The 20,736-nt window shown below is 70.4% G+C and carries 21 protein-coding genes; 6 read left to right on the top strand and 15 right to left on the bottom strand.

Features of this window, described 5'->3' with window-relative positions:
• Positions 1-28: 28 nt before the first annotated feature.
• Both ABZY45_RS34800 and ABZY45_RS34795 read left to right on the top strand, forming a co-directional pair.
• Positions 29-853: a helix-turn-helix transcriptional regulator gene (locus ABZY45_RS34800; protein ID WP_356746257.1), complete on the top strand. Its 825-nt coding sequence runs from the start codon at positions 29-31 to the stop codon at positions 851-853.
• On the top strand, positions 850-1,092 hold the full coding sequence (locus tag ABZY45_RS34795) for a DUF397 domain-containing protein (protein WP_356746256.1): 243 nt from the start codon (positions 850-852) through the stop codon (positions 1,090-1,092). The genes ABZY45_RS34800 and ABZY45_RS34795 overlap by 4 nt, the downstream gene beginning before the upstream one ends.
• A 16-nt stretch (positions 1,093-1,108) precedes the next feature.
• Here ABZY45_RS34795 and ABZY45_RS34790 read toward each other — a convergent pair whose 3' ends face one another.
• Positions 1,109-2,005, bottom strand: coding sequence for a MarR family transcriptional regulator (locus ABZY45_RS34790; protein WP_356746255.1), 897 nt, complete (start codon positions 2,003-2,005; stop codon positions 1,109-1,111).
• A gap of 480 nt (positions 2,006-2,485) precedes the next feature.
• Complete coding sequence (hemB, locus tag ABZY45_RS34785) at positions 2,486-3,481, bottom strand: porphobilinogen synthase (RefSeq protein ID WP_356746254.1); 996 nt, start codon at positions 3,479-3,481, stop codon at positions 2,486-2,488.
• A gap of 151 nt (positions 3,482-3,632) precedes the next feature.
• On the opposite strand from hemB, the gene ABZY45_RS34780 reads away from it, so the two are divergent.
• A complete protein-coding gene (locus tag ABZY45_RS34780; RefSeq protein ID WP_356746253.1) occupies positions 3,633-4,370 on the top strand; it encodes a class I SAM-dependent methyltransferase in 738 nt (245 codons plus the stop codon).
• Positions 4,371-4,517: 147 nt separating this feature from the next.
• Here ABZY45_RS34780 and ABZY45_RS34775 read toward each other — a convergent pair whose 3' ends face one another.
• The 5 genes from ABZY45_RS34775 to ABZY45_RS34755 form a co-directional block, all read right to left on the bottom strand.
• On the bottom strand, positions 4,518-6,185 hold the full coding sequence (locus tag ABZY45_RS34775; RefSeq protein WP_356746252.1) for a bifunctional uroporphyrinogen-III C-methyltransferase/uroporphyrinogen-III synthase: 1,668 nt from the start codon (positions 6,183-6,185) through the stop codon (positions 4,518-4,520).
• Entirely contained in the window at positions 6,182-7,168 is a 987-nt protein-coding gene (gene hemC, locus ABZY45_RS34770; protein WP_356746251.1) for a hydroxymethylbilane synthase, read from the bottom strand. The genes ABZY45_RS34775 and hemC overlap by 4 nt, the downstream gene beginning before the upstream one ends.
• On the bottom strand, positions 7,165-8,649 hold the full coding sequence (locus ABZY45_RS34765; protein WP_356746250.1) for a glutamyl-tRNA reductase: 1,485 nt from the start codon (positions 8,647-8,649) through the stop codon (positions 7,165-7,167). The genes hemC and ABZY45_RS34765 overlap by 4 nt, the downstream gene beginning before the upstream one ends.
• Positions 8,646-9,431, bottom strand: a complete 786-nt coding sequence (locus tag ABZY45_RS34760; RefSeq protein ID WP_356746249.1) for a redox-sensing transcriptional repressor Rex — start codon at positions 9,429-9,431, stop codon at positions 8,646-8,648. The genes ABZY45_RS34765 and ABZY45_RS34760 overlap by 4 nt, the downstream gene beginning before the upstream one ends.
• 286 nt (positions 9,432-9,717) lie before the next feature.
• Positions 9,718-9,993: a glutaredoxin family protein gene (locus tag ABZY45_RS34755; protein WP_356746248.1), complete on the bottom strand. Its 276-nt coding sequence runs from the start codon at positions 9,991-9,993 to the stop codon at positions 9,718-9,720.
• A gap of 145 nt (positions 9,994-10,138) precedes the next feature.
• On the opposite strand from ABZY45_RS34755, the gene ABZY45_RS34750 reads away from it, so the two are divergent.
• From ABZY45_RS34750 to ABZY45_RS34740, 3 genes are all read left to right on the top strand, one after another.
• Positions 10,139-11,080: an HAD-IB family hydrolase gene (locus ABZY45_RS34750; RefSeq protein WP_356746247.1), complete on the top strand. Its 942-nt coding sequence runs from the start codon at positions 10,139-10,141 to the stop codon at positions 11,078-11,080.
• 416 nt (positions 11,081-11,496) lie between these two features.
• Entirely contained in the window at positions 11,497-12,282 is a 786-nt protein-coding gene (locus ABZY45_RS34745) for an ECF subfamily RNA polymerase sigma factor, BldN family (RefSeq protein WP_356746246.1), read from the top strand.
• Between the two features lie 209 nt (positions 12,283-12,491).
• The gene (locus tag ABZY45_RS34740; protein ID WP_356746245.1) at positions 12,492-13,682 is read left to right on the top strand and encodes a DUF5667 domain-containing protein; all 1,191 of its coding nucleotides are present in this window, start codon (positions 12,492-12,494) and stop codon (positions 13,680-13,682) included.
• 83 nt (positions 13,683-13,765) lie between these two features.
• Here ABZY45_RS34740 and ABZY45_RS34735 read toward each other — a convergent pair whose 3' ends face one another.
• The 8 genes from ABZY45_RS34735 to ABZY45_RS34700 form a co-directional block, all read right to left on the bottom strand.
• Complete coding sequence (locus ABZY45_RS34735; RefSeq protein ID WP_356746244.1) at positions 13,766-14,824, bottom strand: lysophospholipid acyltransferase family protein; 1,059 nt, start codon at positions 14,822-14,824, stop codon at positions 13,766-13,768.
• Positions 14,825-14,840: 16 nt separating this feature from the next.
• Positions 14,841-15,911 (bottom strand): NAD-dependent epimerase/dehydratase family protein, encoded by a 1,071-nt coding sequence (locus ABZY45_RS34730; RefSeq protein ID WP_356746266.1) that lies wholly within the window; start codon positions 15,909-15,911, stop codon positions 14,841-14,843.
• Between the two features lie 236 nt (positions 15,912-16,147).
• Positions 16,148-16,246, bottom strand: coding sequence for an AURKAIP1/COX24 domain-containing protein (locus ABZY45_RS34725; protein ID WP_003948845.1), 99 nt, complete (start codon positions 16,244-16,246; stop codon positions 16,148-16,150).
• A gap of 110 nt (positions 16,247-16,356) precedes the next feature.
• Complete coding sequence (locus ABZY45_RS34720; protein ID WP_014046653.1) at positions 16,357-16,569, bottom strand: helix-turn-helix domain-containing protein; 213 nt, start codon at positions 16,567-16,569, stop codon at positions 16,357-16,359.
• Positions 16,570-16,697: 128 nt separating this feature from the next.
• Positions 16,698-17,513: a phosphatase gene (locus tag ABZY45_RS34715; protein WP_356746243.1), complete on the bottom strand. Its 816-nt coding sequence runs from the start codon at positions 17,511-17,513 to the stop codon at positions 16,698-16,700.
• Positions 17,514-17,587: 74 nt separating this feature from the next.
• Positions 17,588-18,760: an acetoin utilization protein AcuC gene (locus tag ABZY45_RS34710; RefSeq protein WP_356746242.1), complete on the bottom strand. Its 1,173-nt coding sequence runs from the start codon at positions 18,758-18,760 to the stop codon at positions 17,588-17,590.
• Positions 18,729-19,931 carry an MFS transporter gene (locus ABZY45_RS34705; RefSeq protein ID WP_356746241.1) on the bottom strand — a complete coding sequence of 401 codons (1,203 nt, stop codon included), beginning with the start codon at positions 19,929-19,931 and terminating at the stop codon, positions 18,729-18,731. The genes ABZY45_RS34710 and ABZY45_RS34705 overlap by 32 nt, the downstream gene beginning before the upstream one ends.
• Before the next feature lie 42 nt (positions 19,932-19,973).
• Positions 19,974-20,621, bottom strand: coding sequence for an HAD family hydrolase (locus ABZY45_RS34700; protein WP_356746240.1), 648 nt, complete (start codon positions 20,619-20,621; stop codon positions 19,974-19,976).
• Positions 20,622-20,736 lie beyond the last annotated feature (115 nt).

Below are 20,736 nucleotides of genomic sequence, written 5' to 3'. Positions count from 1 at the left end.
ACGCACCAGGGCGGGGAGTCCGAACCGTATGCACCCCAGGAAACGGCAGCGCAGGAACGCGTCGGCCATGAAGCTCGTCGGCAAACTGGTCGGCCTCTTCCGCGTCGCGGCGGACCTGACCCAGGCCCAGCTCGCGGACCGGGCCTCCGTACAGCTGGAGACGATCGCCTCCATCGAACAGGGCCGCCGCACCCTGCTCCCCGACCTGGCCCGGCGCCTGGACGCACTGCTGGACACGAAGGGGGCGCTGGAGACGGCGGTGGACAACATGCCGGAGGTGGACCTGATCCCGGCGTGGGCGGAGCAGTACATGGACCTGGAGCGGGAGGCGTTCGTCCTGTCCTTCTTCGCAAATCAGGTCCTGCCTGGCCTGCTGCAGACGGAGAGCTACGCCCGAGCCGTCTTCACCAGCAGGGTTCCGGCCTTCAGCGAAGAGGAGATCAGCGGCCTGGTCGCAACCCGGCTGCAACGTCAGGAGCTGCTGCACCGGAAGACACCTCCCACCATCAGCTTCGTGCTCTCCGAAGCCATCGTGACCGCCCAGCTCGGCGGGCCGGAGGTGCACGAGGAGACGCTGCGCCATCTACGTGGTTGCGCTGAACTACCAGGCGTCGCGTTGCAGGTCATCCCGCTCAGCCGTCGATCACATGCCGCTCTCGACGGGCCCTTCATCCTGCTCGAAACACCGGATTACCAGCACCTCGCGTACACGGAGACACAGCGCGGCAGCCAGGTGATCGCCGATCCGGACGAGGTCAGCATCCTCTCTCAGAGGTATGCGATGCTGCGGACGCAGGCTCTCGACATCGAGGGTACGAAGGGCCTGCTGGACCAGCTGCTAGGAGAGCGATGAGCACCCAACTTGAGTGGTTCAAGTCCAGCTACAGCGGCAGCGACGGCGGCGAGTGCCTCGAAGTCGCTTACGACTGGCGCAAGTCGAGCTACAGCAGCGAGCAGGGCGGCGCCTGCATCGAAGTCGCCACGCACCCCACCGCCATCCACGTCCGCGACTCCAAGGACCCCGAGGGCCCCACCTTCACCGTCGCCCCCACCGCCTGGTCGGCCTTCGCCGCGTTCGCGGCCGGGAGCTGACCGGACGAGCAGGCGTTCAGGGGGCTTTGAGCAGATCGCGAAGCTCGGCGACGTAGGTACGCACGTCCCGGTCGGCGGGCAGTTCGGCGGGAAGCTCCGGCGCCCCCTCCTCCGGCTGGCGACAGGCGCGGCAGAGGCCGTCAGGAAGGGCCTCGGCCCGACCGGGTACCCCGCACTTGGTGCACTCCATCATCACCCGCCGGACCGGCGTGCCAGGTGCGGGCGGCGCCGGGGTGGCGGACACCTGGGGCGGGATCTTGTCCGTGAGACGGCGGCGGACGAATCCGACCGGCGAGTCGACCTGGGCGGGAAGCCCGGCGACGAGAGCCTGCACGAGGTAGTCGGCATCCACACCGCGCGCGAACCACTCGGCGGCCAGCGGCTCCAGGACCGCGCAGTCGGCGGCGGAGAGCGCCAGCCGGGCATCAGCACGGCCGACTTGCGCCAGGGCCGCGTACGCAGGCGAGGGCCCCTCTGCGACCGGCTCCGCTTCCGGCGTCCTCTGCTCCGGCACCACGGGGGCCGCAGCGGCAACGGTCACCACAGGCTCGGGCACGGCCACCCGCTGGACCTCGGCAGCCATCAGCGCACCCCACCACTCGTTGTCGCGCGCGGTGCGGGACCAGAACGTGCGGAAGACCCAGCGCACTTGACCACCCTCGCTGGTCACCAGGCAGCGCACACGACGCAGATACCCGGCGACGGACAGGGCTTTGAGGGCCGTACCGACCGCCTGCTGACCGTAGAGCGGCAGCTGCTTGGCCAGGCCCTTGACGTCCATCGCCGCGCCGTCGGGAAGCTGGTCGATGAACCCGGCGATGTTCCGCTCACGCAGCGGCAGCAGCATGAAGTCGTCCGCGCGACGGGGCTGTTGGTCCGGCGCGGATCGCTTGCCGTAGCCGGGACTGGCCATCGGATACGGGCGCGAGGAGGTGGGAGTGCTCAGGGCGGAGCTAAGGTGCTGGATAGCCACGGGATCGCCTTTTTCGATCTTGCGGTGAGACCCCGGCCTGGTGTTGTCAGCACCGCGTCGGGGTCGTTCTGTTTCCGCACCGTAAGCAGTCGACACACTCCGCTGCAAGTCGGTCACGATTAGTCATACTTGCTGGCCGTGACGGGTCAGGGAGGTGGGGGAGGTTTACCCGAACCCTCTTCTCCCTACCGGGTAAAGAAGACGCTCGAATCCCGAAGCCCGTATCTCGCCGCCCGAGTCCCGAAGCTCAAGCTTCGGGCCCGCGCTCCCCGAAACGTCCCCCGGGAGAGTGAACGCGCCCCTCCCGAAGCTCGGCGCCCGAACCCCGAGCTTCGAGCACCGGCTTCACGCCCACGCCTCCTGACAGCCAGAAGCGGGCCACGACCTGTCGTGACCCGCCTCCAGGACCTGCGCAGAACGTCAGCGCCCGAGCTTCTGCGCGACCTCCGTCGCCCAGTACGTCAGGATCATCCGCGCGCCCGCGCGACGGATGCCCGTCAGGCTCTCCAGGATCGCCGCGTCCCGGTCGATCCAGCCCTTCTCGGCGGCGGCCTCGATCATCGCGTACTCACCGCTGATCTGGTACGCCGCGACCGGCACGTCCACCGCGTCGGCGACCTTGGCGAGGATGTCCAGGTAGGGACCGGCGGGCTTGACCATGACCATGTCGGCGCCCTCCTCCAGGTCCAGCGCCAGCTCGCGCAGTGACTCGCGGATGTTCGCCGGGTCCTGCTGGTAGGTCTTGCGGTCGCCCCGGAGCGAGGAGCCCACCGCCTCACGGAACGGACCGTAGAAGGCGGAGGAGTACTTCGCGGTGTAGGCGAGGATCGACACGTCCTCGTACCCGGTCTGGTCCAGCGCGTCCCGGATCACGCCGACCTGGCCGTCCATCATGCCGCTGGGGCCCACCACATGGGCGCCCGCGTCGGCCTGGACCTGCGCCATCTCGGCGTACCGCTCCAGCGTGGCGTCGTTGTCGACGCGGCCGTCCTCGGTCAGCACCCCGCAGTGGCCGTGGTCGGTGTACTCGTCCAGACAGAGGTCGGACATGATCACCAGGTCGTCCCCGACCTCTTCCCGCACCGCCCGCAGGCCGACCTGGAGGATGCCGTCCGGGTCGGTCCCCGCCGTGCCCCGGGCGTCCTTCTTCTCGTCCAGCGGGACGCCGAAGAGCATGATCCCCGAGACACCTGCCGCGACGGCGTCGACGGCCGCCTTCCGCAGCGTGTCCAGGGTGTGCTGCTGGACACCCGGCATGGCCGAGATGGCGACCGGGGCGTCGATGCCCTCGCGTACGAACGCGGGCAGGATCAGGTTCGCCGGGTCGAGCCGGGTCTCGGCGACCATGCGCCGCATGACGGGGGTCGTCCGCAGCCGGCGGGGCCGCGAGCCGGGGAAGTTTCCGTAATCGGTCATCCTTCGAGACTAGACCCGCACACATCACCGGTTTACCGACAGCCGGGCCGGAAAAAGCAGGGCACGGGCCGACACCCCCGGACCGTCCTGGCAAGGCGACGGAAGGTAATTGCGTCGACAGGCCCCCCGGAACCCGGCAGAGTGCCCGCCCGTGACGAGCAGCGAACTGTGGGACCACGCGACCGCCGACCGCTACGACACCGAGGAGGCGCCGAGATCCACCGCCGCCTTCCTCGGACCGACCCTCGACTTCCTCTCCGAACTCGCCGGTGACGGGCGGGCCCTGGAGTTCGCCATCGGGACCGGCCGCGTCGGCGTCCCGCTCCGTGCACGCGGTGTACCCGTGACCGGCATCGAACTCTCCGAGCACATGGCAGCCGTACTACGACGCAAGATCGACGAGGACCGGCTCCCGGTCACCATCGGGGACATGGCCACGACAGTCGTTCCCGGCACGTTCTCGCTGGTCTACGTCGTCTACAACACCATCGGGAACCTGCTCACCCAGGACGAGCAGGTCGAGTGCTTCCGCAACGCCGCGCGCCACCTGGAACCCGGCGGCCGGTTCGTCGTCGAGCTCGGTGTTCCACCGCTGCGGCTCCTGCCCCCGACGCAGACCGCGGTGCCGTTCGACGTTTCCGAGCGGCACCTCGGCTTCGACACCTTCGACCTGGTCGGGCAGCTCCTCGTCTCGCACCACTTCACCCGCGAGGAAGACGGCGGCTACCGCCGGGGCAGCTGCCGCCAGCGGTACGCCTGGCCGGCGGAACTCGACCTCATGGCGAGGATCGCCGGGCTCCAGCTGGAACGCCGGGTCGCCGACTGGAAGGGGACACCGTTCACGCAGGACTCCGGAGGACACATCTCCGTGTGGCGCAAGCCGGTCTGAGGCCGAAGAGCCCCGGGACCGGCCACGCGCGGGTACGCGAAGGGCCCGGGTACGCGAAGGGCCCGGGTACGCGAAGGGCCCGGGTACGCGAAGGGCCCGGCCGCTTCCCCCGAGGAAACGACCGGGCCCAATCCGCTGTCAGCCGGATCAGGTCGTCGACCTGCGACGCCGCGCGCCCGGGCGCCGCTCGCTCGGCCGGGTCACCGGGTCACCGGCCTCCTTGGCCGCGTCCCGGCGCTGCGCGCCGAAGTCCGCCAGCGCCTGCGCCAGCTTGTGGACCGACGGCTCCGGGGAGAGGACGTCGACCCGCAGGCCGTGCTCCTCCGCGGTCTTCGCCGTCGCGGGACCGATGCACGCGATCACGGTCACGTTGTGCGGCTTGCCCGCGATACCGACCAGGTTGCGGACGGTCGAGGACGACGTGAAGAGCACCGCGTCGAAGCCGCCGCCCTTGATCGCCTCACGGGTGTCCGCCGGCGGCGGCGATGCGCGGACCGTGCGGTACGCGGTGACGTCGTCGACCTCCCAGCCCAGCTCGATGAGACCGGCCACCAGCGTCTCCGTGGCGATGTCGGCGCGCGGCAGGAACACCCGGTCGATCGGGTCGAAGACCGGGTCGTACGGCGGCCAGTCCTCCAGCAGACCCGCGGCCGACTGCTCACCGGAGGGCACCAGGTCAGGCTTCACACCGAAGTCGACGAGCGCGGCGGCGGTCTGCTCGCCGACGGCCGCGACCTTGATCCCGGCGAAGGCACGGGCGTCCAGCCCGTACTCCTCGAACTTCTCCCGTACGGCCTTCACCGCGTTCACCGAGGTGAAGGCGATCCACTCGTACCGCCCGGTGACCAGGCCCTTGACCGCCCGCTCCATCTGCTGGGGCGTACGCGGCGGCTCGACGGCGATCGTCGGGACCTCGTGCGGCACGGCACCGTAGGAACGCAGTTGGTCGGAGAGCGACGCCGCCTGCTCCTTCGTACGCGGCACGAGCACCTTCCAGCCGAACAGCGGCTTGGACTCGAACCACGCGAGCTGGTCGCGCTGGGCGGCGGAGCTGCGCTCCCCGACCACGGCTATGACGGGCAGGTGCCCCTCGGGCGAGGGAAGAACCTTGGCCTGCTTCAGGACCTGGGCGATCGTCCCGAGCGTCGCCGTCCAGGTGCGCTGGCGGGTCGTCGTCCCCGCGATCGTGACGGTGAGCGGGGTGTCGGGCTTGCGGCCCGCCGAGACCAGCTCGCCGGCCGCCGCGGCCACCGAGTCGAGCGACGCCGACACCACGGCCGTCGCGTCACTCGCGCCGACCTCGGACCAGCAGCGGTCCGAAGCGGTACGCGCGTCGACGAACCGCACGTCCGCTCCCTGCGCGTCGCGCAGCGGCACACCGGCGTAGGCGGGCACGCCGACGGCGTTCGCGATGCCGGGCACGACCTCGAAAGGCACGCCCGCGGCGGCACAGGCCAGCATCTCGGCACCCGTGTTGCCGTCCAGACCGGGGTCCCCGGTGACGGCACGGACGACCCGCCTGCCGCCCTTCGCTGCCTCCATGACAAGATTGGCGGCATCCCTGAGAACGGGTACTCCGGCGGGCGTTGACGCCATGTCAACAACCGCCAGCTCAGGCGTGCTTACCCCTGCCCGCGCATGGCAGCGGACGACGTCGAGAACCTCGGGTTCCGCGACAAGGACGTCCGCGCTCGCAAGCGCCTCGACGGCGCGAAGTGTCAGCAGCCCAGGGTCGCCGGGACCGGCGCCGAGGAAGGTGACATGCCCTGAGGACAGGACAGGGAAGTCGGATACGACAGGGCCGGTGGGGCTCAAAGTGCTCGCTCCCCCATAAGACCGGCCGCACCCTTGGCGAGCATCTCGGCCGCGAGCTCGCGACCGAGGGCCGCCGCGTCGTCGTGCGACGTGGGGACGGGACCGGTGATGGACAGCTGCACCAGGGAAGTGCCGTCGGTGGAACCGACGACACCGCGCAGGCGCAGTTCGTTGACAACCTGCCCGTCGGCCAGGAGATCGGCCAGCGCACCCACAGGTGCGGAACAGCCGGCCTCCAGGGCGTTGAGCAGGGCGCGCTCGGCGGTCACGGCGACCCGGGTGTACGGGTCGTCGAGCTCGGCGAGAGCTGCGGCGAGGTCCGCGCTGCTTTCAGCGCATTCGATCGCCAGTGCTCCCTGGCCGGGAGCGGGCAGGACGGTGTCGACCGGCAGGAAACCGGTGACCTCGTCCGTGCGTCCGAGGCGGCTGAGCCCGGCGGCGGCGAGTACCACCGCGTCCAGCTCCCCGCTTCGTACGAATCCGATACGCGTGTCGACGTTGCCGCGGATGGCGACGGTCTCTATCTCGAGGCCGTGCGAGCGGGCGTACGCGTTGAGCTGTGCCATGCGGCGCGGTGAACCCGTGCCGACGCGGGCACCGGGCGGCAGCTGCTCGAAGGTCAGCCCGTCCCTCGCCACCAGCGCGTCGCGGGGATCCTCGCGGACCGGCACCGCGGCCAGGACGAGTCCCTCCGGCTGCGTGGTCGGCAGGTCCTTGAGCGAGTGGACGGCGAAGTCCACCTCACCGCTCAGCAGCGCCTCGCGCAGGGCCGCGACGAACACCCCGGTCCCGCCGATCTGCGCCAGGTGCTCCCGGGAGATGTCTCCGTACGTGGTGATCTCGACGAGCTCGACGGCACGCCCGGTCACCTGACGGACCGCGTCAGCGACCATGCCGGACTGCGCCATGGCGAGCTTGCTGCGCCGGGTGCCTAGCCGGAGGGGTGTGGTGGTCTCCCCGCCCAGGGGTGAGTTGTCGGTCATGACCGCCCTCTATTCGGGTCGTTCAGGTCTGCCCGTGAGACGGCGGCCACCGTCTGCGGGTCGAGGTCGAAGAGTTCACGCAGAGCATCGGCGTACCCGGCGCCGCCGGGCTCGCTCGCGAGCTGCTTGACCCGCACGGTGGGCGCGTGCAGGAGCTTGTCGACGACGCGGCGCACGGTCTGCATGATCTCGGCGCGCTGCTTCTCGTCCAGGTCGGGGAGGCGCCCGTCGAGCCGCGCGATCTCGCCGGCCACCACATCGGCGGCCATGGTGCGCAGGGCGACGACGGTCGGGGTGATGTGGGCGGCGCGCTGGGCGGCCCCGAAGGCCGCGACCTCCTCGGCGACCATGGTGCGCACCTGGTCCACATCGGCGGCCATCGGGGCGTCCGCGGACGCCTCGGCGAGCGACTCGATGTCGACGAGGCGCACACCGGCGACGCGGTGGGCCGCTCCGTCGATGTCGCGCGGCATCGCGAGGTCCAGCAGGTACAGCCGCACGGGGCCGGCGGCCGGGCTCGGCGGCACCGGCCGCACTGCCCGGTCCTGCGCGGCGGCGGAACCGTTCTCCACCCAGGCGGCGTGCTGGTCCATGTCGTCGGCCGCCCGCGCGGCCGGGGCCTCGGGGGCCTGGGCCGCGCTGTCGTACGCGGCTCCGAGGGCTTCGGCGACGGCCGCGGCCGTCAGGACGAGGCCCGTCGCCCCGGTACACGAGACGACCACGTCGGCACGTGTCAGTTCGTCCGGGACCTCGGCCATCTCCACGGCACGGGCGGCCGGAACCCCGGCCTGGCCGAGGATCTCCACGAGCCGGTCGGCACGGGCCCGGGTCCGGTTGGCGACGACGATCTCCTCGACACCCGCACGGGCCAGGGTGGCCGCGGCGAGCGAGGACATCGAGCCCGCCCCTATCACCAGGGCGCGCTTGCCGGCCGCCCACTCGGTGACCTCGGTGCCGTCCGCGAGCTGCTCCAGACCGAACGTGACGAGCGACTGCCCGGCGCGATCGATCCCGGTCTCGCTGTGGGCACGCTTACCGACCCGCAGGGCCTGCTGGAAGAGGTCGTTCAGGAGGCGGCCCGCCGTGTGGAGCTCCTGCCCCCGCGCGAGCGCGTCCTTGATCTGGCCGAGGATCTGGCCCTCGCCCACGACCATCGAGTCCAGCCCGCACGCCACCGAGAAGAGGTGGTGGACGGCGCGGTCCTCGTAGTGCACATAAAGATAAGGAGTGAGCTCGTCCAGACCCACGCCGCTGTGCTGCGCGAGAAGGGTGGACAGCTCGGCGACACCCGCGTGGAACTTGTCCACGTCCGCGTACAGCTCGATGCGGTTGCAGGTGGCCAGGACGGCGGCCTCGGTCGCGGGTTCCGCGGCGAGGGTGTCCTGGAGCAGCTTGACCTGGGCCTCGGCAGCCAGCGACGCCCGCTCCAGCACGGAGACGGGAGCGCTGCGGTGGCTCAGTCCTACGACGAGAAGACTCATGCCGGCATCACGGCGGGCATGTCCCCGTCAGGTCCCTTCCGGCCGGAGGGGGTGGCGCGCATCGGCGGCGCCTCTTCCTCGTCGGCCTCGACGACGGCCCTGCCGTCGGCGGCGGCCTCCTCGCCGGCCTTGCGCTGCTCGTGGAAGGCGAGGATCTGGAGCTCGATCGAGAGATCGACCTTGCGCACGTCGACACCGTCGGGCACGGAGAGCACCGTCGGCGCGAAGTTCAGGATGGAGGTCACACCGGCCGCGACGAGCCGGTCGCAGACCTGCTGGGCCGCGCCGGGCGGGGTGGTGATGACGCCGATGGACACACCGTTCTCGCTGATGATCCGGTCCAGGTCATCGGTGTGCTGCACGGCGATCCCGGCCACGGGCGTACCCGCCATGGCGGGGTCGGCGTCGATCAGCGCGGCGACCCGGAAGCCACGGGAGGCGAACCCGCCGTAGTTGGCGAGCGCGGCGCCGAGGTTACCGATGCCGACGATCGCGACGGGCCAGTCCTGGGTGAGTCCGAGCTCACGGGAGATCTGGTAGACGAGGTACTCGACGTCGTACCCGACACCACGCGTGCCGTAGGACCCCAGATAGCTGAAGTCCTTGCGCAGCTTGGCGGAGTTGACCCCCGCCGCCGCGGCGAGTTCCTCGGACGAGACCGTGGGAACCGAGCGCTCGGAGAGCGCCGTCAGTGCGCGGAGATACAGCGGAAGCCGGGCGACGGTGGCCTCGGGAATTCCTCGGCTACGGGTCGCCGGTCGGTGAGTTCGGCCAGTTGCCACGGTGCTCCTGCGGGATGAGCGGGGCTGCAGGCGGCCGTATGTCCTATGACCGCCCCGTCGACAGCAGGCTATGTCTTTGTGAACGCGTGCACAAAGATTGTGTCCGTTTTGTCTGGTCAAAGTGACCGGGGTCACGCATATTCCCAGCGTGGTCCCGGAACTAGGGACGACATCAGCCCGTTGCGGGCCCGAAGGGGGCAAGGCGGTACACACTCCTCATGTCCATGCCCCCGAGACCACTCAAAACGCCCATGATGGTAACCGTCTTTTCGCCCACCGAGCCCCCTCACGTTCCCAGCGCCGTGCGCAGCCTCGCGGGGTCGACCTTCCAGAAGGTGTGCTGTTCGCCGTCGATCAGAACCACCGGGATCTGCTCCCAGTACTCCTTGTACAGCTCCTCGTCCCGCGTGATGTCCCGCTCCACCCAGGCCGCGCCGGTCTCCTCGCAGACCGCGCTCACCACCTGCCGCGCGTCGTCGCAGAGGTGACACCCGGGCTTTCCCACGAGGGTCACCACCCGGTCCGCGGGATTCTTCTTCGTTCGGCGCAGCAGAGGACTCATACCCTCATTCTGCGCCTCGGTCCGCTCCCCGCAGAGCCCCTCGGAGGACACTGCTTCACCCGATCAACACCCTGGCCCCGGAGAGTTCACACCGCCGCATCCCGCCGGGTCGGGAACTGCAGAACAGAATGGCTATGCTCACGACATGGCCGCTCTTGGATGGCTCACACCCCGCAGGCGCCCCGCCACGGCACGCAGCGTGCTCGCAGGCGAGGCCGCAGCCGAGGCAGCGCGGAAGTCGGCGCTCGCCGCCGGGCCCGAGGATGTTCCGGCCGCCCTCGAAGAGGAGCGGGAGCCCGCCTTCCCGGTGGCCGGGGACGAGCGGGCAGCCGCCTTCTTCGACCTCGACAACACCGTCATGCAGGGCGCCGCGATCTTCCATTTCGGCCGGGGCCTGTACAAGCGGAAGTTCTTCCAGCGCCGCGAGCTCACCCGGTTCGCCTGGCAGCAGGCCTGGTTCAGGCTGGCCGGCGTCGAGGACCCCGAACACATGCAGGACGCCCGCGACAGCGCCCTGTCCATCGTCAAGGGCCACCGCGTGTCCGAGCTGATGTCCATCGGCGAGGAGATCTACGACGAGTACATGGCCGACCGCATCTGGCCCGGCACCCGCGCCCTCGCCCAGGCGCATCTCGACGCGGGCCAGAAGGTCTGGCTGGTCACCGCGGCCCCGGTGGAGACCGCCACGATCATCGCGCGCCGCCTGGGCCTCACGGGCGCCCTGGGCACGGTCGCCGAATCCGTCGACGGCGTCTACACCGGCCGCCTGGTCGGCGAGCCCCTGCACGGGCCCGCGAAGGCCGAGGCGGTCCGCGCGCTGGCGTCGGCCGAGGGCCTCGACCTCGAGCGCTGCGCCGCGTACAGCGACTCGCACAACGACATCCCGATGCTGTCCCTGGTCGGCCACCCGTACGCGATCAACCCGGACACCAAACTGCGCAAGTACGCCCGCGCACGGGACTGGCGGCTGCGCGACTACCGCACCGGCCGCAAGGCGGCCAAGGTCGGCATCCCGGCCGCCGCGGGCGTCGGCGCCCTGGCCGGCGGCACGGCGGCCGCCGTGGCGCTGCACCGCCGCCGCCGCTGAATTCACCCCACCTCCCGCGCGCCCTCCCGCGCTTCCTGGCGCCCCCGCACCCGTCGATCAAGGCCCACGGGGACGAGGGGCCGCGCGGCGCGCCCGGAGTCGTACGGCCAATCGGGAGCCGGTGGCGCGTGCGCACCCCCATCGCTCCGGCCAGTCGCGTTGCGTGCGGCCGACCACAACCCGTCGTCGCCGCAGGCAGATACCGAAGCGATTCGATCAATTACCGGTCACGATGTGTCGCTTGAACCGTCACTTAGAGGTTACGGAAGCGACGTAATCGATGATTTGAGCAACTGGGTGTAGCACGGCCTGTACGAAGCGTTATTCTCCTCAGACGCACAAGGAGCCCGCCACTCGCTACCACGAGTGACGGTTTTCGAACTGCACGTGATGGAAGCTCTGCCTCTGGGAGTCCCGTGTACCCACACGTCGGGGTTGACACCTCGGGCCTGGCTACGCTGCGCGCAACGGTCCTCGACCACTTGCGCGGCTTCGTCCCCACCGCGTACGCCGTCCCCCAATTCGCCACCCCTGCACCTGCCGGCCCTTGCTACGCGCTGGCCGAACGCAGCGCGGCCGTCGGAAGACGCAGCACCCGCGGAGCCGCGACCGCCGCGTCGTCGGCTCCCGTCCGCCGGCCCACGGCCGACAGCGACAGCGCGCGCATGATGGATCTCGTCGAGCGCGCGCAGGCCGGTGAGGCCGAGGCCTTCGGCCGCCTGTACGACCAGTACAGCGACACCGTGTACCGGTACATCTACTACCGCGTGGGAGGCAAGGCGACAGCGGAGGACCTCACCAGCGAGACGTTCCTGCGCGCACTCCGCCGTATCTCCACCTTCACCTGGCAGGGCCGCGACTTCGGTGCCTGGCTGGTCACGATCGCTCGGAATCTGGTCGCCGACCACTTCAAATCCAGTCGGTTCCGACTGGAAGTGACCACCGGCGAAATGCTCGACGCCAACGAAGTCGCGCGGAGCCCGGAGGACTCCGTCCTGGAGTCCCTCTCCAACGCCGCTCTGCTGCAAGCCGTACGCCGCCTCAACCCGCAGCAGCAGGAGTGCGTCACCCTCCGGTTCCTCCAGGGCCTCTCGGTCGCCGAGACCGCCCGCGTCATGGGGAAGAACGAGGGTGCGATCAAAACCTTGCAGTACCGAGCCGTGCGGACACTCGCACGACTTCTGCCGGACGACGCCCGCTGACGTCACCATCCGTGACGTGTTCGTGACACACCGATCGGATCATCTTTCGTCCGTAACCCAACTGCCGCGCCACTCGTTGTGCCGGATGCAGGCCCCCTGTCGCCACACCTGACCGTTTCCACTCGCTCGATCGTGTGGAAACGTCTCCGGTGGGCAACCTTCCGAACCCTCAGGGGAGTCGACCGTCATGACGAGAGGAGGTGCCGCCAGTGATCGCAAACGTTTCGGCACACCGGCGGGCGAACGCCTTCGCCCAGGCCCTGGAGGAGCAGTCCCCCCAGGGTGCGGCGGCCGTACAGCCCGAGGAACCGGCCCAACCGGCCGACCACGGAGAGCTGTTGGCCCTGGCGAACGGCCTCGGTGCGCTACCCGAGCCGGAATTCGATCCCGAGGTCAAAGTGGTGCAGCGAGCCCAGCTCCTCGCGGCCATGGAGACCATGTTCGCCGAAGGCGGTGCGTCCACGGGCCCTTCGGTGCCCGAACAGCGGAGCAGGGGAGCGCACCGCGCCTCCCCGATCCGGAGGCTGCGCCCACGCTCCCGCTGGGCGAAGGGCCTCACCGCGGGCGGGCTCACGGTCGGTGTGGCCGCGGGAGCATTCGGCGGTGTGGCCGCTGCCAGTTCCGACGCCCTGCCAGGTGACTCCCTCTACCCGCTCAAACGCGGCATGGAGGACATCAGCCTCACCATGGCCGACGGCGACGCCGCCCGGGGCGAGGCCTACCTCGACCACGCGTCGACCCGCCTGGGCGAGGCCCGCCGGCTGATGGAGCGCGCCCGCTCGGGCGAGCTCGACCACGAGTCGATCGGCGAGGTCAGGCGCACGCTCAACGGCATGACGCACGACGCCACCGAGGGCCACCGCCTGCTCCACAGCGCCTACCAGCGCGACGGCTCCATCGGTCCCATCCAGACACTGGACTCCTTCTCGCGCTCCCACCGCGCGACCTGGAGCAGCCTGCGCGACCGGCTGCCCGTCCAGCTCGACGACATCGGCGAGAAGGTCAGCTCCGTCTTCGACGCCATGGACCAGGAAGTCGCCCCCCTGAAGTCCCTGCTGCCCCGCACCCCGGGCACCGGGCAGGACACACCCACGTCCCGCTCCCCGCAGGACGAAGGCGGCTCCTCGGCCCCCGGTCGCACCGCGCCGTCGACCTCCGCGGCCCCCGACGGCAGCGCGTCCACCAGCGCGCCCAAGCCCTCCGCCTCCGGCAGCAGTTCCCCCGACGGCCTGCTCGGCGGGTCGGACGGTCTGCTGGACGACATCCCGACGGACCGCACCACCCCGTCGTCCCCGAGTGGCACGTCGGGCTCGTCTCCGGCACCCGACGTCACCCTGCCGCCGCTGCTCCCGGGCCTGCTGCCCGGCCTGGGCATCGACGGTGAGGACATCGAGCCGTAAGTACGCGTCGTGCGCGAGGGGCGGCCCGGCGCGGGGCCGCCCCTCACCCGTGCCGCCGCCGCCTCGTAGAGCTGTCCAGGCCGTCAGAAGAAGACCGACCGGCGCTGCACCAGCAGCTTGTAGAGCGTGTGCTGGATCTGCTCCCGCACCTGGTCCGTCAGGTTGAACATGAGCATCGGATCCTCGGCCGCCTCCGGCGGATAACCGTCCGTGGGGATCGGCTCCCCGAACTGGATGGTCCACTTCGTCGGCAACGGCAGCATCCCCAGCGGCCCGAGCCAGGGGAACGTCGGCGTGACCGGGAAATACGGCACCCCCAGGATCCGCGCCAGCGTCCTGGAGTTGCCGATCATCGGGTAGATCTCCTCGGCGCCCACGATCGAACACGGCACGATCGGCACCCCTGCCCGCAACGCCGTCGACACGAAGCCGCCCCGCCCGAAGCGCTGCAGCTTGTACCTCTCGCCGAACGGCTTCCCGAGGCCCTTGAAGCCCTCCGGCATCACTCCCACGACCTCACCGGCCAGCAGCAGGCGCTCCGCGTCCTCCGCGCACGCCAGCGTGTGACCGGCCTTCCTGGCCAGCTCGTTGACCACCGGGAGCATGAACACCAGATCGGCCGCGAGCAGCCGCAGATGCCGGTCCGCCGGGTGGTTGTCGTGCACCGCGACCTGGAGCATCAGCCCGTCCAGCGGCAGCGTCCCGGAGTGGTTGGCCACGACGAGGGCCCCGCCGTCGGACGGGATGTTCTCGATGCCCTTCACCTCGACCCGGAAGTACGTGTCGGCGAGCGGCCTCAGCACCGACATGAGGACCTGGTCGGTCAGCTCCTCGTCGTAACCGAACTCGTCGACCTCGTAGTCGCCCGTGAGCCGCCGCCGCAGGAAAGCGAGCCCGCCCGCGACGCGCCGGTCCCAGCTGCTCCTGGCGGCCTCCTGGCTCTCCTGGCCGCCCTGGCCCTCGGGTGAGGGGTCCGCGGCCGTCCCGTCCGGCACCTGGCCGCCCGGCAGGGCGCTCACGGGCGCCGGACCGGCTCCCGAGGGCGCCTGGACCCGGCCGGCGCCGGGCAGCGCACCTCTGCGCCGCCCCGCGCCCGCGCGAGAACGGTCGTCGTCGAAGGGAATGACCTTGGCGTCCGCCATCGTCGGTCGCGCTCCTCTACCTGGCGCCGTGCGTCGAATGTGTCGTACCGGCCCGCTCCACGCCGAGCGGCAGCTCGGCCAGTCTGCCGACCGCCCTGCTCACCCGCTCGGGAGGCAGCAGCCCCGGGCCCCGGCTCCGCGCGAACTCCGCGAACGTCTGGGCGGTGGTGAACTTCGGCCGGAACCCCAGGGTCTCGCGCATCTGCACCGTCGAGACCACCCGGCCGTGGGTGAGCAGCCGGATCTGCTCCGGCGAGAAGTCGGTCATGCCGACCGTGCGCAGCGCCGAGCCCACCCAGGTGACGGCCGGCAGCAGCACCGGCACGGTCGGCCGCCCCAGCCTCCGCGCACATTGGGAGAGCAGCAGCACCCCGTCGCCTGCGATGTTGAACGTGCCGCTGTTCAGGGTGCCGCGCCGGGGCTCGCGGGCGGCGATCTCCAGTACGTCGACGACGTCGTCCTCGTGGACGAACTGCAACCGGGGGTCGTAGCCGAAGACCGTCGGCAGGACCGGCAGCGCCAGATAGTCGGCGAGCGGCGAGTCCGGCGACGGGCCCAGGATGTTGGCGAACCTCAGCACACACACGGCCACGTCCGGCCTGCGGCGCGCGAATCCGCGTACGTATCCCTCGACCTCCACCGCATCCTTGGCGAAGCCGCCGCTGGGCAGGGCCTTCGGCGTCGTCGTCTCGGTGAAGACCGCGGGGTCACGAGGGGCCGAGCCGTACACGTTCGTGCTGGACTTGACCACGAGCCGCTGCACGGTCGGGGACTTCTGGCAGGCACCGAGCAGCTGCATCGTGCCGATGACGTTGGTCTCCTTGACCGTCGTCCGGCCGCCCGCGCCGCTCGCCTTCGCCGAGACGTCCAGGTGGACGACCGTGTCCACGGAGTGCTCGGCGAGGACCCTGGTGATCGCCGACTGCCGGATGTCCGCCAGGACGAATTCGGCGTCACCCAGCTGATGGCCGGGCGCCACCGCGTCCACGGCGATCACCCGTTTCACCCCGGGATCGCGCTGGACACGCCGCACGAAGCGGCCTCCGAGCTGCCGGGCCGCGCCTGTGACGAGCACGATCTTCCCCAAGACCAGCGCCTTCCGTCGATCGATCACCGAACGGGGTCTTCCCCTGCCGTCACGGTAGTCGGTGGATGTTGCCCTGTGATGACCCCAGGCGGGCTTTACCGAACCGATGGCGGGAATACCACCGAACGCACACCTCATGCCCCCCTAGCACGGACCCGGAAAACCGCCCCCGGAAACGCACCGAGGCCCTCCCACCTGAACGGCGGGAAGGCCTCGGACTCACGAACTGCGTTCGCTTACTTCTTGTTGCGACGCTGAACGCGCGTGCGCTTGAGCAGCTTGCGGTGCTTCTTCTTGGCCATCCGCTTGCGCCGCTTCTTGATAACAGAGCCCACGACTACCCTCGCTCACTTCTTCTTCACTGGTGCGGGGCGTCTGGGCCCACACGACCTACGTCGGCCTAGCCTACCCGCCACGGCGTGAGGGACGTAATCCGAGGGCAACCTCAGGCTGACTCCACCCCCACGAAGGACTCTCGGAGATACTCGTGAACCGCTTGCTCCGGGACCCGGAAGGACCTTCCCACCCTGATCGCGGGCAGATGACCGCTGTGCACCAGGCGGTACACCGTCATCTTCGACACCCTCATGACCGAGGCGACTTCCGCCACGGTCAGAAACTTGACCTCGTTGAGAGGCCTCTCGCTGCCAGCAGCCATGACCCACCTGTACCTTCCGCACGAGACGCGCACCGGCTTCCCCTCCGGTGACTCTTCGTCGCTGTGCGCTCACTCCCCAGATTAGGGGCGGGTGATGCGAGTGGGGAAGAGGTGAGCCGATCGGGCGCCTACTGTGACAGACACGCCCGATTGAGTACATACCGAGTAAGAGGGCGGTAGTAGTCGGACCGCACGGCGTCATCAAGTGGAACGGCCACGGACACCCGCCCCTCCGCCTCGCCCACGAACAGCGCGGGGTCATCCGTGTCCGCCAGCCCGATGGCCTCGATGCCCAGCTGACCTGCTCCGCAGACCCAGCCGTGATCCCCCACCACGAGCTCCGGCAGTACTCCGCAGCTGTCCACGACGCCCTCCAGCACGGCCCGGACCGGCAGCGGCGAGTGGGTGTGTGCGCCGGTGGCACTCCCGGCGGCCCGCACGCCCGGTTCGCGCACCAGCGCGACGCCCTGTACGTAGTCGAGGTTGTACGTGCGTACGCCGAACCGGGTCGTTATGTCGACACATCGCCCCTGCGCAGGGGTGAGCACGGGGCACCCTGCCGCCGACAAAGCGTCTGCCAGCCCGGCGTAGAACCCCAGCAGCCTGTGCGGATGCCCGGTACCGAACAACACCGGAGCCCGTCTGTCCGCAGCCCGCGCGAGGCGCCGCGCGAACGCGTCGAGCGCCGCGAGCGTCCGTTCGGGATCGATCACGTCCGGGCCTGACACGTGCTCAGGATCGTCCGACACCCCGCACTTGTCGGCCATCAGCCGCAGCAGGTCACGCTCCCCCCACGCCCGTTCCGGATCGAGTCCGAGCAGGACCCGGGGATCTCTCGCCGCGAAGAGCCGATAACTCCGCAGACTGGTCTCCCGGGGGGTGGCCACGGGCCCGGCCAGCCGGGCCGCCAGCAGATGAGCGCGCAGCGCTCCGGTGCTCAACACCCTCCCGATGCTCCCCTACCGGGGACTCCCCCGGGCGGAAACCGGCGAGGGCACCACCGTTGGCGTAAACCCCCTCAGGTGAGCAGCCCCCGCAGCGGGAACGCCGACCGCCTCGTCGCCAGCACGGCCTGGTCCAGCCGGTCAGCCGGGTCGTAGCCGTCCTCCCACGGCTTCCACGACGGTGTACGGCCGTCCGTCATCCGCGCCGGCCCCAACTGCCGCGTACGGGCGTAGACCTCGTCCCGCCACGACGACGGGATCACCGACTCCGGGTCCACCGGGGCGTGCGCGGCGATCCCGACGAGATGGGTCCAGGACCTGGGCACGACGTCCACCACCGCGTAGCCGCCCCCGCCGAGCGCCACCCACCGCCCCTCCTCCGTACAGGAATGGGCCAGCTCATGACAGGCCGTCATCACCGCGCGCTGCGCGTCCAGCGACACCGCGAGATGGGCCAGCGGATCCTCGAAGTGCGTGTCGGCACCGTGCTGGGTCACGAGCACCTGCGGCCGGAAGTCCGCCAGGAGCTCGGGCACCACCGCGTGGAACGCCCGCAGCCAGCCCGCGTCCCCCGTCCCCGCGGGCAGCGCCACGTTCACCGCACCACCCTCGCCCGCACCGGCACCGGTCTCCTCGGGCCAGCCGGTCTGCGGGAACAAGGTGCGCGGGTGCTCGTGCAGCGAAACCGTCAGCACCCGGGGGTCCTCCCAGAACGCCGCCTGGACCCCGTCCCCGTGATGGACGTCCACGTCGATGTACGCCACCCGCTCCGCGCCCAGCTCCAGCAGCCGGGCGATGGCGAGCGCCGGATCGTTGTACACACAGAACCCCGAGGCGGCTCCGGGCATCGCGTGGTGCAGCCCACCGGTGAAATTCACCGCATGCGCGCTCTCCCCGCGCCACACCGCCTCCGCGGCCCCCACCGAGAGTCCCGCGATGAGGGCGGACGCCTCGTGCATCCCGGCGAAGGCGGGGTCGTCGACGGTCCCGAGCCCGTACGCCTGATCGGCGGAGCCGGGGTCAGCGGACGCGGCACGCACAGCGGCCACGTAGTCCTCACGGTGCACCAGCCTCAGCGTGGAGTCACCCGCGGGCTTCGCCGACCGGACGTCCACCTCGCCGTCCAGCCCGAACGCCCGCACCAGCCCCATCGTCAGGGCGAGTCTCACCGGGTCCATGGGATGGCTGGACCCGAAGTCGTATCCCGTTACTGCGTCATCCCACATCAGCCGCGCGCGCCCGCTCATGCCCGACACCGTATCGGGCGGGCTCCGCACCGAACGACCGGGCATACACGAGCGTCGCGAGCACCAGCACCATGGGCACGAGCATGGCTCCGCGGTAGCTCCACGCGTCCCCGAGCGTCCCCACCAGCGGGGATCCCACCAGGAAGCCCACATAGTTGAAGACGTTCAGCCGGGCCACCGCCGCGTCGCTCGCCCCGGGGAACATCCGGCCCGCGGCCGCGAAGGTCTGCGGCACGATGACACAGAGCCCCAGCCCCAGCAGCGTGAAACCGAGCATCCCCCACCAGGCCCCCGGCGCGACCGCCACCACCGCGAACCCCACGGCGGCCAGCACACTCCCGCCCCGCACCACGGCCACCGCCCCGAACCGCCGCACCCCGAGGTCACCGACGGCCCGCCCGAGCAGCGTGGTCACCATGTAGACGTTGTACGGGACGGTCGCCAGCTGCTCGGACCCGCCCAGCACGTCCTGGAGGTACTTCGCGCTCCAGTTGGAGACCGTCGAGTCCCCGATGTACGCGAACGCCATCACCAGGCAGAGCGGCAGCAGCATCCTGAACGGCACGGACGCGCCCTGGCCCGGCTCGGCCACCGGCTTCCCGTCGACGGCCTTCCCCTCCGCGTACCAACGGCTCCCGAGCAGCGCCGCGGGCAGCAGGACGACCACCGCCGGCAGATAGGACACCAGCAGCGAAAGGTCCCAGTGCGCCCCGGCCCAGGCCATCGACGCCCCGGCGATCCCACCCAGGCTGTACGCGGCGTGGAAGCCCAGCATGATGCTGCGCCCGTACGCGCGCTGGAGGTTGACGCCCATCATGTTCATCGAGGCGTCCAGTGCGCCTACCGCCAGACCGAAGACACCCAGTGCGACCGCCACCTGCCACACCTCGCTGCCGGCCCCCGCCCCGAGCAGGGCCAGCATCACGACGGGCTGCGCCCACCGGAGCACGACACCGGGCCGTACCCGTGTGACCACCTTCTCGGTGGCCACACTGGCGACTCCTGCCAGGACGGGCACCGCGGCCAGGAAGGCGGGCAGCAGCCCGTCGGATATCCCGTACCGGTCCTGGATGGCCGGGATGCGCGTCACGAGCAGAGCGAAGGTCACCCCCTGCACCAGGAAGCTGAGGGCGAGAGAAGCTCTGCCGTACCGCAGCCGCGCATCCGTCATGGCCGCGAGCGTAGAGCCCGGATCTACCGCTGGGTAGATCGATCAGGCGAGAAGTTTGGGGAGCTGCGACATGTCGGAGAAGTGCCCGGTGACCCCGACGAGCCGGTCCGCCGGCATCATCGAGGTGAAGCCGTACACGTCCATCCCGGCGGCCCGGGCCGCTTCGACGCCGAGCGGGCTGTCCTCGATGACGACACACCTCTCCGGGGCGACACCCATCCGTTCGGCGGCGTGGAGGAACAGGTCCGGTGCCGGCTTCCCCCGCCCCACGTCCTCGGAGCTGAAGATCCACTCCTCCTCGAACCACTGGTCGAGGCCGGCGTTGCGGTGTCCGGCCGCGATCTTCTGGTGGCTTCCGGACGAGGCGACGCAGTACGCCACCCCGTCGGCGACGAGCTCCCCGAGCAGTTCCTCGACCCCGTCCACGACGGCCAGCTGCTCCTGCTGGAACGCTCCGAGGGTCCGCCTGTGCAGCTCCTCGTCGAAGTCCGCGGGCAGCTTCTGGCCTGTCCGCTCCTCCACCAGATCGTGGACCCGGTGGATGGCTGCCCCCATGTAGTCGCGGAGCGACTCGTCGTACGAGGTGGGGTGACCGAGCTCCGTGAGGTAGCCGGCCAGGATGGTGTTGGAGATCGGCTCACTGTCGACGAGCACGCCGTCGTTGTCGAAGATGACCAGTTCGTAGCGCATGGTTCGACACTAGACGCTCAGAACGCAGAAAAGCCCCGTGCCACAAGGGCACGGGGCTTTCCCGGAATAATTGTTCGGCGGCGTCCTACTCTCCCACAGGGTCCCCCCTGCAGTA

This window comes from Streptomyces sp. NPDC006516, from assembly GCF_040611875.1.
Lineage (GTDB): Bacteria > Actinomycetota > Actinomycetes > Streptomycetales > Streptomycetaceae > Streptomyces.
This window is presented reverse-complemented; position numbering and strand designations above follow the sequence as displayed.